This window comes from Xenorhabdus beddingii, from assembly GCF_002127545.1.
GTDB lineage: Bacteria > Pseudomonadota > Gammaproteobacteria > Enterobacterales > Enterobacteriaceae > Xenorhabdus > Xenorhabdus beddingii.
The window spans coordinates 56,409-71,932 of the sequence record NZ_MUBK01000004.1 but is presented as its reverse complement, the minus strand read 5'-3'; the positions used below and the strand labels follow the sequence as shown (position 1 = coordinate 71,932).

The following is a 15,524-nucleotide window of genomic DNA, read 5'->3' as shown; positions in this document are numbered from 1 at the left end:
TAGTGTATAAATAGACACTAATCCGGATCATACCAAGGAAAACATTGTGAAATCGATTGATAAGATCATTAACCTGAAAGACTCATTTGTGTCTTACCGTAAAGAATTTGAAGAAGATCAGGAAAACGACAAAAATGCCGTTGTCTTTCTGCATGGTACAAATAGTGGCGGCAACAGTAGTTTTGGGGAAATAAAAAAAGCATTTATCGGTGAGCGAACGGTGATCATTCCAGATTATGCCGGTTGTGGTCATTCAGGATTACCGCCGGAAATGTTGACTATTGAGCACCTTGCGGAACAAATTGCGGCAGTGATAGCAGAGAGTAGCAAGACGCCTGCCGATTTGGTGGGGGTCTCTTTGGGGGCTGTCGTGGCTGCGGTAGTCGCGGCGAGGTATCCACACTTAGTCAATAAATTGATATTGGCCGCACCGTGGGCAACCAATGACGATCCTCGCCATCAACTGATATTTAATACTTGGTTGCATCTGGCGTTAAATGATAAGGCATCAGCAATGGCTTTTGGTTTATCACATGCCTTGAGTCCAGCGTTTATGTCTTCGCTAGGGCATGAAACCATCCAGCGAATCTGTTCTCACCCGGCAGATAAAGAGATAGAAAGACGCATTGCATTGGGATTAACCATAAATATAAAAAACTATCTTAATCAAATAGATAAAGACACGCTAATTATTGGATTAAGCAAAGATACGTTAATTCCACCTTATTTGGTACGTGAAGTTTATCAACATGTGAAAAACAGTACATATAAAGAAATTGATAGTGGCCATGCCGTACACATTGAACAGCCAACAGAATGGATTGGCTTAATAAAAGATTTCATTTCTTCACCATCACGGTGTGCTAATCAGGTGGATCTTGGAATGGGAAGCTAACCACGTTTCCTACCGGTAAATATTTATAAATCGTTGATAACGACACATTGTAAATAATCGACAATTGCTTCCGGCTATGCCCTTTAGTCAGCAATCTGGCAGCTTGTTGTCGATCTTGCTCAGTCAATACCACTGGTCGCCCTCCAATTCGCCCCTGTTCCCGTGCCGCTGCCAGACCTGCATTAGTTCTTTCCACAATTAATTCGCGTTCCATTTCTGCCAATGCACTCATCACATGAAAAAAGAACCGCCCCATGGCCGTGCTGGTATCGATGCTATCCGTCAGGCTTTGAAAATGAATGCCGCGTTCATGCAGTTCTGAAATGAGCGTCACCAGATTTTTCACACTTCGCCCCAGTCGATCTAACTTCCAAACTACTAGCGTATCACCGGATTTAAGATGTTTTAAGGCGCGTTTTAACCCCGGACGATTGGCGGTTTTCCCACTGATTTTATCTTCAAAAATCAACTCACAATTGATATTGACCAACGCATTTCTTTGCAAATCACTATTTTGGTCATTTGTTGATACTCTGATGTAACCCACTCTTGTCACTGGGAATCCTTTAGTTACTTTGAAAATTATTTACTGAGTAAAATAATACCCCCTTATTCGATATAAAAAACCTTTAATTTGCTCAATGACGCGATAAAAATTCAATTATGGCGGGATGTATCAGAATCAGTGATATAAGAGGGGGTATTATCAACAAAACTGATAAAGAGTAATCAAAACGAGTGACTCAACTCACAGTATCAATCTTTTCTTACTCACAATACTCAATTATTCCTCGCTTATTTTTCCAAAATGCTCTTTATTTAATTGAAACAATTTTGTTGCTAACTTGTTATTTTAATTACCGAGGGTGTATATGGAACTGATTACACAATGGTTAGGTACAATAAACGGGGTAGTATGGGGCATCCCCATGCTAATTGGGCTTCTGGGTATTGGTATCTTCATGCAAATTCGCCTGTCCTTTTTACCGATCCGTAAATTGGGCACGGGGTTCAAATTACTCTTCCAAAAAAATGAACAACGGGGTGAAGGCCAAATCTCACCTTTTAATGCCTTAATGACTGCGCTATCAGCGACAATCGGGACAGGAAATATCGCGGGTGTAGCAACCGCCATTGTGATGGGCGGGCCGGGTGCACTGTTCTGGATGTGGATGACCGCATTGGTGGGTATGGCGACGAAATATTCAGAAGCAGTACTGGCCGTTCGTTTCCGTGAAACCGATAAGAATGGTAATTACGTTGGCGGCCCGATGTATTACATCAAAAATGGTTTGGGCAAAAAATGGGTTTGGCTGGGAACTCTCTTTGCCTTCTTTGGCAGTATTGCAGGTTTTGGCATTGGCAATACAGTGCAAGCCAACTCCGTTGCTGATGTACTGCAAAGTAACTTTGGCATTGAAAAAACAATCACCGCCGGAATTCTGGTCGTTTTGGTCGGTGCAGTGCTGATTGGCGGCATCAAACGCATTTCTGATGTCGCAGGTAAATTAGTGCCGGTTATGACAGTGGGTTACTTTGGTGCGGGGGTTGTTGTTCTGGCACTCAATGTTACCGCGATCCCCGATGCGTTTGCTTTAATCATCAAATCCGCATTCACTCCCGTTGCGGCACAGGGCGGATTTGCGGGTGCCGCCGTTTGGGCGGCGATCCGTTTTGGTATTGCCCGTGGGGTATTCTCCAACGAAGCGGGAATGGGCAGTGCACCTATCGCCCACGCAGCGGCAAAAACCCAAAACCCGATTCGTCAGGGCTTGATTGCCATGCTGGGCACCTTTATTGACACAATCATCGTTTGTTCCGTGACGGGTTTGACCATTGTTATCACTGGTGGCTGGCTGACAGGGCAAACTGGGGCAACATTGACCGCCGCTTCCTTCTCATCCGTGATCCCGGGAGGTAACTACATCGTTGCCGTCGCCCTGGCTATTTTTGCCTTTACAACCATTTTGGGTTGGAGCTTTTACGGTGAGAAATGCATCCAATATTTATTGGGACCAAAGGCCGTAATCCCTTTCCGTATTGTTTGGATTATCGCGTTGCCGATTGGTGCTACCCAGTCGTTGACGTTTGTCTGGTTGCTGGCGGATACCCTCAATGCCATGATGGCGATCCCCAATTTGATAGCGGTTGCTATGCTCAGTCCGGTGGTCTACCGTTTGACGAAAGACCATATCCGTGACGTTAATGCCGATAGTATTGAGATTAAACCCGTGATGAAGGGGGACTAATGTTGGCAGAGTAACAGGCAGAGGATTGTTTTATTAACGAGAGATTTTTACTTAAACAGGATATTGGAAAGACACCAATGAGCTATAAATAACACCCACCCCTCCCACCCATGCCGGAGCCACCTAACCTCCGGCGTTTTTCAGGGCTGTTATCATAATGCCCCAAATACCCCCGCAAAATTTGCAGTGTTCCAGCCATTGAATTTCTGGGCTTTTGTCATGCTTAACCCAATTTTATCTGTCCCTTGCCAAAGGCAAATTTTCTGCATGTCATTTTTCTGCATAGTCATAAGTAGTCAGTAATAACGAATGTTCACCAAGGAAAGCTGTGGCTGAAGATAGCGATCTCGAAAAAACCGAAGAACCCACGCCCCATAAACGGGAAAAAGCCCGTAAAGAGGGACAAATTGCGCGTTCCAAAGAACTCACGTCCATCCTGATGTTAGCGGGAGGGGTAAGTCTGCTCTGGATGAGCGGACAATCAGTTACCCATGAACTTTCCCTCATGGTGTTTGAAGGATTCAATTTCGACCATAATATGGTCAGCAATGACAAACAGATGGTGCAACAGGTCGGTCGATTACTGAAACAGGCGGTTTGGGCATTACTGCCGGTGTTTGTCGGATTGGTTTTGATTGCACTCGGCGCACCCACCTTAATGGGGGGGCTGATATTCAGCTCAAAATCCATCAAATTTGACTTGACGAAGCTGAACCCCATTTCCGGCTTGAAGAAAATTTTCTCCATGAATGCGTTGGCGGAACTGTTCAAAGCCATTTTGAAGGCGTCATTAGTGGGAAGCGGTACGGCACTGTTTATCTGGTTAAACTGGCCTACCATGCTCAATCTGACAGCCCAGCATCCGCTGATGGCGTTGAGTGACGCCATGATGATGCTGATTTTTGCCAGCTTTATTGTCTTATTTATGTTGATACCGATGGTGGCATTTGACGTGCTTTATCAAATTCGCAGCCACCTGAAAAAATTGAGAATGACCCGTCAGGAGATCAAGGATGAATTTAAGGAACAAGAAGGAGATCCACAAGTAAAGGCAAAAATCCGTCAACAACAGCGAGCGGCTGCGCGTAAGCGCATGATGGCGGATGTGCCAAAAGCGGATGTTATTGTCACCAACCCAACCCATTACGCGGTTGCCTTGCAATATGACAGTAAAAAAATGGCTGCCCCCAAAGTATTGGCGAAAGGGGCGGGTCTCATTGCATTGCGCATTAAAGAGATCGGGGCGGAAAATCGCATTCCGTTACTGGAAGCTCCACCTTTGGCAAGGGCGTTGTTTCGCCATGCTGAAGTGGGAGGCTTTATTCCGGCCGCGCTCTATGCTGCTGTCGCAGAAGTGCTTGCCTGGGTTTACCAATTGAAACGTTGGAAACAGGAAGGTGGCCTGAAACCGAAAAAACCTGAAAATCTGCCAGTGCCGCCAGCACTGGATTTTGCTGGAGAAAATAATCGTCATGGCTAATCTGGCCTCATTACTAAATTTATCGGGAAAACGGCTGCCGGGGAATATAAAAGGCTCCGAGTGGCAAATGCTTGCGGGGCCTGTTCTCATCCTCATGATCTTGTCAATGATGGTGCTGCCGTTGCCAGCATTTTTGCTCGATCTGCTATTTACGTTCAATATTGCACTTTCCATCATGGTGTTGCTGGTGGCGATGTTCACCCGCCGGACTCTGGATTTTGCCGCATTCCCGACTATCCTGCTGTTCTCAACTTTATTGCGTTTGTCACTTAACGTTGCGTCCACGCGAATTATCCTGATGGAAGGGCATACCGGTTCAGCGGCCGCAGGGCAAGTCGTGGAAGCCTTTGGTCACTTTCTGGTCGGTGGTAATTTTGCGATCGGTATCGTGGTTTTCGTTATCTTGATCCTGATTAACTTTATGGTCATTACCAAAGGTGCGGGGCGTATCGCCGAAGTCGGGGCGCGCTTTGTGCTGGATGGTATGCCCGGTAAACAAATGGCGATTGATGCTGATTTGAATGCCGGATTGATTGGCGAAGATGAAGCCAAAAAGCGCCGTGCCGAGGTGACACAGGAAGCGGATTTTTACGGCTCAATGGACGGTGCGAGTAAATTCGTGCGCGGCGATGCGATTGCCGGCTTGATGATACTGGTGATCAATATCATCGGTGGTTTGATTGTGGGGGTTGCTCAACACGGTTTGACTTTGGGGAATGCGGCGGAAGCCTATACCTTGTTGACTATCGGTGACGGGTTGGTTGCTCAGTTGCCTGCATTAATCATCTCCACGGCGTCGGGTGTCATCGTCACTCGTGTAGCGACGGATGAAGATGTGGGTCAACAAATGGTGACCCAGCTTTTCAACAATCCAAAAGTCATGATGTTGAGTGCCGGTGTACTCGGCCTGCTTGGTTTAGTGCCGGGAATGCCTAATTTCGTCTTTTTGTTATTTACGGCAGCGTTGGCAGGCTTGGGTTATTTCCTGTTACGTAAGGACAAAAATCCGTTTGTAGCCCAACATGAAGAAATGAAAGCGGTGGAAGAACAGCAACAAACCGCAGAGGCATCATGGTCTGATGTGCAATTGGAAGATCCGCTGGGCATGGAAGTCGGCTATCGTTTGATCCCGATGGTGGACTTTCGTCAAAATGGTGAATTGCTTGGCCGAATCAGTGGCATTCGCAAAAAATTCGCGCAAGAGGTGGGATATCTGCCACCGGTAGTCCATATTCGTGACAACCTTGAATTGGCACCCGCCAGTTACCGTATCATGATGAAAGGGGTAGAAATTGGTCGTGGGGAAGCGCATCCGGGGCGCTGGCTGGCGATTAATCCGGGGGGAGCCGTGGGTGAGCTGCAAGGTGACATGACGACAGATCCCGCCTTTGGGCTGGCCGCTGTCTGGATTGATGACAGCCTAAGAGAGCAGGCACAGGTGCAGGGCTATACCGTTGTGGCGGCCAGCACCGTTGTTGCGACCCACCTTAACCATTTGCTATCCCAGCACTCCAGTGAACTATTTGGCAGACAGGAAGCGCAGCAATTGTTTGAGCGTGTCAGTCAAGAAATGCCAAAACTGACGGAAGATTTCATTCCTGATGTCGTGAGCCTGACTACGTTGCACAAAGTCCTGCAAAACTTGCTGGCGGAACAAGTGCCGATCCGCGACATGCGCACCATTATTGAAACACTGGCAGAACATGCTCCGGTACAGAAAGATCCTTATGAACTGACGGCCATGATTCGAATTGCACTTGGCAGGGCGATTGCTCAACAATGGTTCCCTGGGGCAGATGAAATCAAAGTCATTGGTTTGGATGCCGGATTGGAAAGGTTGCTGCTGCAAGCACTGCAAAATGGTGGCGGATTGGAACCTGGTTTGGCGGAAAGTTTGGAACGTCAGGCGGCAGAGGCGTTGGAGCGTCAGGAAATGTTGGGAGCGCCGCCAGTACTATTGGTTAACCATGCACTGCGTCCGCTGCTGTCTCGTTTCCTGCGACGTGTACTACCCCGCTTGGTTGTTTTGTCTAACCTTGAAATCACTGATAATCGTCAGATCAGAATGACGGCGACCCTTGGTGGTGCCCGGTAAACTCTACTTACGTCATGGCAAACCTTATCATGCTGGTAAGGTTTGCCAGTGATGACTTCACATTTCCCTCTTTGTACCACAAAATCTCTTTTTATTAATTCATTTTCATTTATTTTTCAGATGGATATTACATATTATTGTCACTCATTATGGACATGGATTGAACAATTATTTGCCTGAAAGCAAGTAGTATGAGATAAGAATTTACAAAGCAAGTAAAATTGGGAGAATGAAAAATGAATATTCCTAAAAAGATACATTATTTTTGGGCAGGGAATAACATATCTCAAGATGGCATTAGAAATATTATTAATGTTAAAGTTGAAAACCCCGGCTTTGAAATTCATTTATGGGGAGTTAAAAAACAGTTGTTTTTTAATACCATGACTTCTCTGGATATAGAGATTAACCCATTATCGGAAACAAAATCTCCATTGAAAACAGGATTTTTCTTTCATGATTCTGAAGATATTGAAAAAGCCTTTCTTTCCTTAAAGCAAAGCCCATACTTAAAAAGACAAAATGAATATGAAAAAATCATTTGGCGTCTGAATGCAATATATCATCGACAAATAAACGGGTTCTATCATAATTACGCATCAGCGAGTGATATCATGCGCTTAGTGATCCTTTATACCCAAGGAGGCATTTATCTTGATGTCGATGTAGAGCTTGCCTATGCAGTTCCAAAATTTTCACTGAATAGTTTACCTCATAAGACAGACAACCTATTGAAAAGGAAAGCAATATTGGGAAATATTGAGGTGACCCAAGGGATTGCTTTTGGTGATACCACCGGTTCTGGATGGACAGAGAATAAGTTTGGCAATGCCATCATTGCTGCACCGCCTCAATCAAGAGAAATAGCAATCCTTTTAATGATAATAGATAAAAGGATACAGGTGATGCATGATGAGAAAGAAAAATCAGAATGTGAAGATAATGGATGGGTGAAATGGCGGGCAGAGCCAAGACTTCGCATGGGAGGCACAATGTGGGCGACAGGACCCAGACTCTATTGTGGTTGGTTTAAGATGAACCAAGAAAAGGGTTGTCCCAGTGATGCGAAAAGACCCCGTGTAGATAATCAACCCAATAGTAATATCCCAAGTAGTGAGCTCCTCCCGCCTGAAAATATGAGGATAGGAAGAAGAGGAGAGGTCATTTTTAACTCAGTTGATGGCAGGGCACAGTGGAATAAAGTGCGACAAAAAAAACGAGATCACCGTGATTATGCTGCCGAAAGCCCTTTTGATTTAAAATCCAGCTATAACAATTTGCTGCGTAAGTAGGTTTTTATCACTTGCAGCTCAACATGCTATTGTAGGAGGTTTCCTATGAATGAGAATTATTTCGAATTTAATCAACTTTCTTGCAGGCGTAGTCTGCATGGGCTGACGGAATGTAATCCAAAAGTTCCTTGCGGATGTGGCATGTGTGCAGGCATTTCTTTATATATTTTGACAAATTTATATGAATGCGAATCAGAAAATTTGTCACCCGAAAAGGCATTTGAGTTAACGGAAATGTATACCAAAATGCTTAAAATGACGAGAAATCCTTTTACGTTAGAGCCGACGGAAATGGGTAAATTTAGTCATCTGGAACAATCTATTAGAATTCTTCAAATGAGATATCAGACATACCAAAAATATCCCTTTGGTGATTTTATCTATTCTCTTGGTCATTCAGGATTTGCTTTAATTGAAGTTTATGCCTGTGATTCAATAAATAATTTGCCATCTAACAGTTTATTTTTAAAGAATGCTAATGAGAGGCAGGATGCAATAAATAATAACAGATATATTGCCTCTAATCATATGGGGTTTATTGTTTGGAAAGATAATCATTTATTTATTTTTGACCCTAATGTTGGTGGAAAATTGATCCGGTTTAGTAACAAAGACATTACTATTACTCCATATCTTATTGAGGGTAACATTAATCTTATGTGTGTAGAGTCGAGAAATCCTCAAAGAGTTAGGCTGGTAACTATATTTAAGCCGAATTTTGATGTTAGGCATAAAAATAAAGACATATTAAATAATGCGTTGAAAGATATTCATTCTTTCAGATAATTTATAAGTACCTTTTCTTCATAGTGACTCACTGAAATGTAATTTAATTTCATAGTAATTATGATGCATTTATTATATTAATATATAATTATTTATTACTGGGTTTTTTAAAACCACCTTTGATTAATGTTCCCGTATTATCATGTATTGATTTTACTGCTCTCATGTTCGGACACCATTTAGAGTCATAATTTTTTTGTATGCCAGACATAGTGCCGTTTAATTTTTCATCATTAGCACTGGGATTAAAAAATTCAACTTCATAGTAAGGCCAGCCATTATAATCGCATTTGGGTTTTCCGGTATAACCTTCTACCCACGATACGTTATTATTTTTGAGAGAATCCACACTATCACTAACAGTCCATTTTCCAATAATATCTTTTCTTCCTGTGGTTTCATTTGTTACAGTTCCTGTAACTTCATTATTAAACTTATCAACTCTAAAGGAGTAAATTTCCCCTAACTCACCGGGAATGATAAGTTGACTACATGTCGTTCCGTTGGGAGAACCATCAGCTCCTTGATAGCAATTTTTATGCCGTGGTTTTGAGTCCGCTCTAAAACTGGAAAATAAGACCCGATATACTCGCTTTCCGTTAGATAAATTTTCTCTCGGTTGGATACCTATATATCCATCCCCTCCGTTACCAGTAAATGAAAACTGGTTGGAAAAAAAGAATTGATCGTGTGGAGCGCTTTCATTTATTTTAATTCTGAATGTTAGGTTGTTTATTTTTTTATTGTTGTTGTTAATTTTCCAGAACATATTGATAGTGTCTGCAAAGGTGCTTGTGGAAAATAATATTATAGCTGATAGCAAATAAGTTTTTGCTATGTTTTTTTTGCTGTGTTTCATAAATAACCTCGTTTAATATGATAAATTTTATTATTATAAATAAGCATTAAAAATATCAAATCATCTACTCACTTCTTGCATAATCAGGAACAGGGCCGGATATCACATTTCTAATTATCAACAACTATTAGTTATCAACAACCATTCAGGATAATATTTGAGCAAAGTGGGATGCCGCCCTGTAGTAATAAAGTGTCCTACAATTTTGACATGTCATTTATAAACATAATTATAGCAGTGATGTGAAAATAGATTGTAAGTCAATCAAACAATACGTAAATAAATTTATATTTTTGTTTGTTATTTGTTTTTATGGAAGGAAAATACAAGCACACAGAAACAGACCCCTTACTAGCGATAACTCAAGAGGTCTGTAGATGTTACTGCTTAAAGCAGTATGATAAAAATCGCAGTATGATAAAAATCAGACGCTAATCTTGTGACCTGACAGCGCTGAATTATGACGGGCTTGTCCATCCGCACCATAAAAAGAAGGGCTGTGGTGACTTTTCAGAAAAGCAATGGCTTGGCTATTCAACTCAATATGCTGATCCAGCAAAAATCCATTATGTGTATTTAAATCACGGATACGTTCAGCCGTCTGGCTAATTTGTTCCCATAACATCGCCAGTCTTTCATGGTCAGCATAAGGCGCGTTTATTCTCAGCGTTTCGCTTAATTGCTGGCGCTTACGTTCCGCATGATCAAGCGCTGAAAGCAAAAATGTCTTTTGCTCGGTCACCCGATGTAAATGATTTGCCTCAATAAAGCCTTCGCTTAATATGCGCTGTTCTTCTGCCATAGTTTGTGAAAGCGAATTTAAGTGCGCACTTTGCTGTTCAAGTAAGAGTTGAAGTTCTTCCATTTATGGCTCTTTATGAATTTGATGGTTTATTTATCATATTCCATATTTTCAAGGGCTTCTCTGAATAGGGCATCAGCAATCTTACCGCTGTCCATCGTCAGTGTTCCCCGTGCAATGGCTTCTTTCAATTGTTGGACTTTCTGGATATTAATATCCTGGCTGCTTGGCTGGACGAGTTTTTTTTGCGCTTCGCTCAGTTTGACTTGCGTATCGGCGCTTTTTTCTGCGACAGCCACAGTTCTGCGAGTGCTCTGGGCACCTTCATTGGCATTTCGTTGCTGTAAAGCAGCCATAGCCAGTAGAGGTTGAGTGCGTTCAATACTCATAATCGTAATCCTTTAATCAGGCATTATTTATTTGTCTTAGGTAGCAGGCGATATACCGCTGGCATGCCTGTAAATCATGGTCTGTTGGTTATATCGGCTGGAAGAAATAAAACTTTAGCCATTTATAACATCATTTTTACACTGCCATTCTCTTGGGCTTCACCAGTAATAACCTGTCCAGAGCCTAAGCGGACACGGATATTATCAAAACTTGCGGCATTGTTAATCGCTTTTCCTTCGTAACGCACCTGAAAATGGTGTCCATCTACGGTGACGACCACATTTTGTCCAGCTTTAATCGCCCATGGACGCCGAATCATATTGCGTGTGATGAATTGTCCGGCAGATATGTTGCGAATAGCAATACCATTTTGTATGGACTTTCTGTTATGGATTATGTCGTTTGGCAGTTTATCTAAGGACCCCGTTTTTATTTGAAAATCTTTTTCCGTCAGTGCGGCATTGCGGTTAATGGCTCTCTTAGCAACCCAATATGAACCCATGACGTTGACGTAGACCTGAATAAAACGGCGCTGCTGACCACAAGTCACCGGAACGGAAAGGCTTCCCCGATTTTTGTTGCCTGGTGGGGGCTGTATCTCAGGAAATTCACAAGTCGGCCAATGTTGCTTCGGCGTTTTGATGTCCACAGAGACTTTATGACCTGATGTGTGATGAATCTGCCTGAAATAATCACTTATCGATTGCGGTAGGTTGTTCCCCCAAGCCAAAAAAGAGCAAAAAAATAAATTAAGGAAAATGGCAAGGGAGCCGATAAATTTTAATGCAGGCATGTCATCACCTTAACCCCATTAGCGAACCATGTTTTCAAAAAATATTCAGTACCTGTTGGATGTTACAGTACCTGTTGGATATCAATAGTGTAACGCGATTGATTATTCGTTAATGGGATAAATAGCAATCCAATTTGTTTCTATTCTTCGAATCACCTTTTTCTTCTGAGTTTATTCTGTTAGTTGCTTAGCGCTTATCCCCGGCTTGGTTTTCACATGCGGAGCCTTAAACAGCACCGCAACAGACGTGATGAAAAGGGGCATGAGCGCTTGATGCGTTATTGGGGTTCGCCCCGACAGAACAGCCCTGAGGGAGGAATATGCTCGATAAATTAGATGCCGCCTTTCAATTTCGACAAGAAGCGCTGGCACTCCGCAACCAGCGGCAGGAAATTTTGTCTGCCAACATCGCCAATGCGGATACCCCTGGCTATCAGGCGCGTGATATCGATTTTGCTGCTCAACTGAAAAAGGTCATGGCACAGGGTCGTGTAACGGGAAGTGGAATTGGGCTAACTCTGACTTCCGAGCGACATATTCCCGTTCAGCCTCAAAAACGTCTGGAGATGGATCTGCTGTATCGGGTGCCATACCAGACGGCCATGGATGGAAATACCGTTGACATGGATATGGAACGGAGCAATTTCGCGGATAACAGTCTGAAATATCAGGCGGAACTTACGATGACGAATGCGCAGCTCAAAAGCATGATGTCAGTTCTACAGTCACAAGGATAATGGGAATGTCTCTACTCAGTATTTTTGATATTGCCAGCTCTGCGTTGTCCGCTCAGTCCCAGCGACTGAACGTCAGCGCCAGTAATATGGCGAATGCCGATAGCATTGTCGGGCCGGATGGTGAACCCTATCGTGCCAAGCAGGTGGTATTCCGCGTTGCGGCACCGGCAGGGCAGGAAATAGGCGGTGTTCGTGTCAGTGAAGTGGTGGATGATCCCAGCCCTTTCCGTCTCGAATATCAGCCGGGTAACCCGTTGGCCGATGAAAAAGGTTATGTCCGTATGCCGAATGTGGATGTGGTCGGGGAAATGGTCAATACCATCTCCGCTTCCCGCAGCTATCAGGCGAACGTTGAAGTGCTTAATACCACTAAGTCCATTATGTTGAAAACGCTGACTTTAGGCCAGTAACAGGAATTCCATTATGGCAGTAACCACGTCAATCAATGAATCGTTGGATAATACCACGGTAGGTGAGCTGGCTTCTGTGGCCAAAACAAAGCCACAAAGCAGCGGCGATATCAAAGATAACTTTCTGAATATATTGGTGACACAGCTCAAGCACCAAGATCCCACCAATCCAATGCAAAACAATGAGCTAACCTCTCAGATTGCACAGATCAGTACCGTTGAGGGCATAGAAAAACTCAATAAAACACTGGGAACCATTGTCGGACAGATGGACAACAATCAGGCAATGCAAACAACATTGCTGATTAATCGGGGTGTTATGGTGCCCGGCGATAGAATTTTAGTCGGCTCCAGTGAAGAAGAAGGCATCAGCACAACGCCATTGGGCCTTGAGCTGACCCGACCTGCCGATAACGTAAAACTCACCATCAAAGATAAGAATGGGGCGGTAGTTCGGGAGTTGGACATCGGTAAATTGAATGCGGGTGTCCATAGTTTTGAATGGAATGGCAAAGACGCAGATGGCAAGGAAGTGGTAAACGGTGCGTATAGTTTCACGGTTTCTGCAAGCTATCAAGATCAAGCGTTAGTGGCACTTCCGCTGAATTATGCCGTAGTTAATGGCGTCACGCGGAGTGAGGATGGCACTAAATTAGATTTAGGGCTGGCGGGTACGGTAACCATGGATAAAGTTCGTCAGATTCTTTAATTAAACGGAGGACATATGTCTTTTTCACAAGCGGTCAGTGGCTTGAATGCCGCAGCGGGTAATTTGGACGTTATTGGTAATAACATCGCAAACTCGGCGACATTCGGCTTTAAATCCAGTTCTGCTGCTTTTGCGGACGTTTTCAGCGGCTCAAATGTAGGATTGGGTGTTAAGGTTTCTGGCATGGTTCAGAACTTTAAGGATGGTTCAACCACCACGACTAACCGTCAACTGGATATGGCAGTGACACAGGGCGGTTTTTTCCGCATGCAGGATTCCAACGGTAATATTTCCTATTCCCGTAACGGCCAGTTCGAAATGGATTCAGGCCGTAATCTGATCAATAAGCAGGGCATGAAACTGACCGGCTATCCGGCGGTAGAAGGGGCGAATGGGCCGGAGATTCAAAAAGGCGCGGCACCCGGTCCGATTTCAATTCCAACCAATATGCTGGGGGCGAAAGCAACCACTAAAGTGACGATGACGGCTAACCTGAATTCGATGAACCCAAAGATCGATACCGTTGCCAATCCATTTGATCCAGCGAAAAAAGATAGCCTTAACTACAGCTCCGGTATCTCTGTGTACGATAGCTTGGGCAATGAACATAATATCAATGTGTTTTTTGTTAAAACAGAAAACAACAAGTGGGAAATTCATGCTCAGGATACTTCAGTAGCGGGTTCTGCTCCTCAAAAATTGGGTGATGTAGCCTTTGATGGTAACGGCCGCATTGTCGGTAATGAAAACGCATTTGATTTTGCTATGCCATCTTTGAATGGTTCTATCGCTGGGCCAATCAATATTGACTTTAACAGCAGCAGACAGCAGAGCATCCAGCAAGACTCGATTTCCAACCAGCAGCAAAACGGTTATGCGGCAGGTCATTTTACTAACTATCGTGTTGATAACGATGGAAAAATTTATGGCCTGTATTCAAACCAACAGACTCAGGTTCTGGGTCAGGTTGTGCTGGCGAATTTTTCTAACCCGGAAGGTTTGGCCGCGCAGGGAGACAACGTTTGGGTAGAGACGGGTTCATCCGGTAGTCCAATCGTGGGTACAGCCGGTTCAGGCAACTTCGGTAAGCTGATCAGCGGTGCGCTGGAAGCCTCTAACGTAGACATGAGCCAGGAACTGGTCAATATGATCGTCGCCCAGCGTAACTATCAATCCAACGCCCAGACCATCAAGACGCAGGATCAAATTCTGCAAACTCTGGTCAGTATGCGTTAATAATCTCAGGCGGATAGCTTTATGGATCACGTTATATATACCGCTATGGGAGCTGCGCGCCAGACACTGGAGCATCAGGCTGTCACAGCCAACAATCTGGCCAACGCTTCAACACCGGGCTTCAAGGCCCAGCTTGCTGCCCTGCGCGCCGTACCGATTGAAGGTGAAACCCTGCCGACCCGCACACTGACCGTGGCTTCCACTCCCGGCATGGATAGCCGCCAGGGACCCATGAATTACACCTCCCGCCCGTTGGATGTGGCGGTCGGACAAGGCGGCTACTTGGCTGTCCAGCTTGAAGATGGGACAGAAGCCTATACCCGCAACGGCAACATCCAGATTTCACCCGAAGGGCAACTGATGGTGCAGGGGCGTATGTTGATGGGTGAAAACGGGCCGATTGATGTTCCGCCACAGGCCGAACTGACTATTGCTGCTGATGGTGCCATCTCTGCCTTGATTGCCAGCGATCCACCCACCTTGTTGGGACAGATTGGCAAACTGAAAATCGTCAAACCGGAAGCCGGACAAGTGGTGCGGGGCGATGATGGTTTGTTCCACTTGACGCCACAGGCGCAGGAGCAGCAAGGCAATGAACTGGCAGCCAGTACGGAAGTGAAAATCATGCCGGGGGTACTGGAAGGCAGTAATGTCAATCCAGTGGAAAGTATGGTGAACATGATCGCCAACGCGCGTCGCTTTGAGATGCAGATGAAAGTCATTCACAGTTCCGATGAAAATGCACAGCGGGCTAATCAAATTCTCGCTATGAGCTAATCGGGAGGGATAAA

At 44.4% G+C, this 15,524-nt stretch carries 16 protein-coding genes; 11 read left to right on the top strand and 5 right to left on the bottom strand.

Annotated elements, in window-relative coordinates:
* Positions 1-46: 46 nt before the first annotated feature.
* Positions 47-895: an alpha/beta fold hydrolase gene (locus Xbed_RS03820; RefSeq protein WP_167371862.1), complete on the top strand. Its 849-nt coding sequence runs from the start codon at positions 47-49 to the stop codon at positions 893-895.
* Here Xbed_RS03820 and Xbed_RS03815 read toward each other — a convergent pair.
* Entirely contained in the window at positions 864-1,451 is a 588-nt protein-coding gene (locus Xbed_RS03815; RefSeq protein ID WP_086111622.1) for a recombinase family protein, read from the bottom strand. The genes Xbed_RS03820 and Xbed_RS03815 overlap by 32 nt on opposite strands.
* 316 nt (positions 1,452-1,767) lie before the next feature.
* On the opposite strand from Xbed_RS03815, the gene Xbed_RS03810 reads away from it, so the two are divergent.
* The 5 genes from Xbed_RS03810 (at position 1,768) to Xbed_RS03790 (ending at position 8,797) form a co-directional block, all read left to right on the top strand.
* Positions 1,768-3,144, top strand: coding sequence for an alanine/glycine:cation symporter family protein (locus tag Xbed_RS03810; RefSeq protein ID WP_086111621.1), 1,377 nt, complete (start codon positions 1,768-1,770; stop codon positions 3,142-3,144).
* A gap of 328 nt (positions 3,145-3,472) precedes the next feature.
* Positions 3,473-4,624 carry a flagellar biosynthesis protein FlhB gene (flhB, locus tag Xbed_RS03805; RefSeq protein ID WP_086111620.1) on the top strand — a complete coding sequence of 384 codons (1,152 nt, stop codon included), beginning with the start codon at positions 3,473-3,475 and terminating at the stop codon, positions 4,622-4,624.
* Complete coding sequence (flhA, locus tag Xbed_RS03800) at positions 4,617-6,719, top strand: flagellar biosynthesis protein FlhA (protein WP_086111619.1); 2,103 nt, start codon at positions 4,617-4,619, stop codon at positions 6,717-6,719. The genes flhB and flhA overlap by 8 nt, the downstream gene beginning before the upstream one ends.
* Before the next feature lie 236 nt (positions 6,720-6,955).
* Entirely contained in the window at positions 6,956-8,011 is a 1,056-nt protein-coding gene (locus Xbed_RS03795) for a glycosyltransferase (protein ID WP_086111618.1), read from the top strand.
* A 45-nt stretch (positions 8,012-8,056) separates the two neighbouring features.
* Positions 8,057-8,797, top strand: coding sequence for a hypothetical protein (locus Xbed_RS03790; RefSeq protein ID WP_086111617.1), 741 nt, complete (start codon positions 8,057-8,059; stop codon positions 8,795-8,797).
* An 88-nt stretch (positions 8,798-8,885) separates the two neighbouring features.
* On the opposite strand, the gene Xbed_RS03785 is transcribed toward Xbed_RS03790, so the two are convergent.
* The 4 genes from Xbed_RS03785 to flgA form a co-directional block, all read right to left on the bottom strand.
* Positions 8,886-9,656: a hypothetical protein gene (locus Xbed_RS03785; protein WP_086111616.1), complete on the bottom strand. Its 771-nt coding sequence runs from the start codon at positions 9,654-9,656 to the stop codon at positions 8,886-8,888.
* A 424-nt stretch (positions 9,657-10,080) separates the two neighbouring features.
* Positions 10,081-10,521 carry a flagella synthesis protein FlgN gene (locus Xbed_RS03780; RefSeq protein WP_086111615.1) on the bottom strand — a complete coding sequence of 147 codons (441 nt, stop codon included), beginning with the start codon at positions 10,519-10,521 and terminating at the stop codon, positions 10,081-10,083.
* A 26-nt stretch (positions 10,522-10,547) separates the two neighbouring features.
* On the bottom strand, positions 10,548-10,847 hold the full coding sequence (flgM, locus tag Xbed_RS03775; protein WP_086111614.1) for a flagellar biosynthesis anti-sigma factor FlgM: 300 nt from the start codon (positions 10,845-10,847) through the stop codon (positions 10,548-10,550).
* A 122-nt stretch (positions 10,848-10,969) separates the two neighbouring features.
* Positions 10,970-11,641 carry a flagellar basal body P-ring formation chaperone FlgA gene (gene flgA / locus Xbed_RS03770; protein WP_086111613.1) on the bottom strand — a complete coding sequence of 224 codons (672 nt, stop codon included), beginning with the start codon at positions 11,639-11,641 and terminating at the stop codon, positions 10,970-10,972.
* 320 nt (positions 11,642-11,961) lie between these two features.
* On the opposite strand from flgA, the gene flgB reads away from it, so the two are divergent.
* From flgB to Xbed_RS03745, 5 genes are read left to right on the top strand one after another with little or no spacing between them, the layout of a single operon-like run.
* Entirely contained in the window at positions 11,962-12,378 is a 417-nt protein-coding gene (gene flgB, locus Xbed_RS03765) for a flagellar basal body rod protein FlgB (RefSeq protein ID WP_086111612.1), read from the top strand.
* Positions 12,379-12,383: 5 nt separating this feature from the next.
* Positions 12,384-12,788, top strand: coding sequence for a flagellar basal body rod protein FlgC (flgC, locus tag Xbed_RS03760; RefSeq protein WP_086111611.1), 405 nt, complete (start codon positions 12,384-12,386; stop codon positions 12,786-12,788).
* Between the two features lie 13 nt (positions 12,789-12,801).
* Positions 12,802-13,497 (top strand): flagellar hook assembly protein FlgD, encoded by a 696-nt coding sequence (gene flgD, locus Xbed_RS03755; protein WP_086111610.1) that lies wholly within the window; start codon positions 12,802-12,804, stop codon positions 13,495-13,497.
* Positions 13,498-13,512: 15 nt separating this feature from the next.
* Positions 13,513-14,733: a flagellar hook protein FlgE gene (gene flgE / locus Xbed_RS03750; RefSeq protein ID WP_086111609.1), complete on the top strand. Its 1,221-nt coding sequence runs from the start codon at positions 13,513-13,515 to the stop codon at positions 14,731-14,733.
* Between the two features lie 21 nt (positions 14,734-14,754).
* Positions 14,755-15,510: a flagellar basal body rod protein FlgF gene (locus Xbed_RS03745; protein WP_086111608.1), complete on the top strand. Its 756-nt coding sequence runs from the start codon at positions 14,755-14,757 to the stop codon at positions 15,508-15,510.
* Positions 15,511-15,524 lie beyond the last annotated feature (14 nt).

What these genes read in the sequence shown, in the direction of transcription:
- Xbed_RS03810 (WP_086111621.1), top strand. Translation starts at nt 1,768, where the DNA reads ATGGAACTGATTACACAATGGTTAGGTACAATAAACGGGGTAGTATGG.
- flhA (WP_086111619.1), top strand. Translation starts at nt 4,617, where the DNA reads ATGGCTAATCTGGCCTCATTACTAAATTTATCGGGAAAACGGCTGCCG.
- Xbed_RS03795 (WP_086111618.1), top strand. Translation starts at nt 6,956, where the DNA reads ATGAATATTCCTAAAAAGATACATTATTTTTGGGCAGGGAATAACATA.
- Xbed_RS03790 (WP_086111617.1), top strand. Translation starts at nt 8,057, where the DNA reads ATGAATGAGAATTATTTCGAATTTAATCAACTTTCTTGCAGGCGTAGT.
- Xbed_RS03785 (WP_086111616.1), bottom strand. Translation starts at nt 9,656, where the DNA reads ATGAAACACAGCAAAAAAAACATAGCAAAAACTTATTTGCTATCAGCT.
- Xbed_RS03780 (WP_086111615.1), bottom strand. Translation starts at nt 10,521, where the DNA reads ATGGAAGAACTTCAACTCTTACTTGAACAGCAAAGTGCGCACTTAAAT.
- flgM (WP_086111614.1), bottom strand. Translation starts at nt 10,847, where the DNA reads ATGAGTATTGAACGCACTCAACCTCTACTGGCTATGGCTGCTTTACAG.
- flgA (WP_086111613.1), bottom strand. Translation starts at nt 11,641, where the DNA reads ATGCCTGCATTAAAATTTATCGGCTCCCTTGCCATTTTCCTTAATTTA.
- flgB (WP_086111612.1), top strand. Translation starts at nt 11,962, where the DNA reads ATGCTCGATAAATTAGATGCCGCCTTTCAATTTCGACAAGAAGCGCTG.
- flgC (WP_086111611.1), top strand. Translation starts at nt 12,384, where the DNA reads ATGTCTCTACTCAGTATTTTTGATATTGCCAGCTCTGCGTTGTCCGCT.
- flgD (WP_086111610.1), top strand. Translation starts at nt 12,802, where the DNA reads ATGGCAGTAACCACGTCAATCAATGAATCGTTGGATAATACCACGGTA.
- flgE (WP_086111609.1), top strand. Translation starts at nt 13,513, where the DNA reads ATGTCTTTTTCACAAGCGGTCAGTGGCTTGAATGCCGCAGCGGGTAAT.
- Xbed_RS03745 (WP_086111608.1), top strand. Translation starts at nt 14,755, where the DNA reads ATGGATCACGTTATATATACCGCTATGGGAGCTGCGCGCCAGACACTG.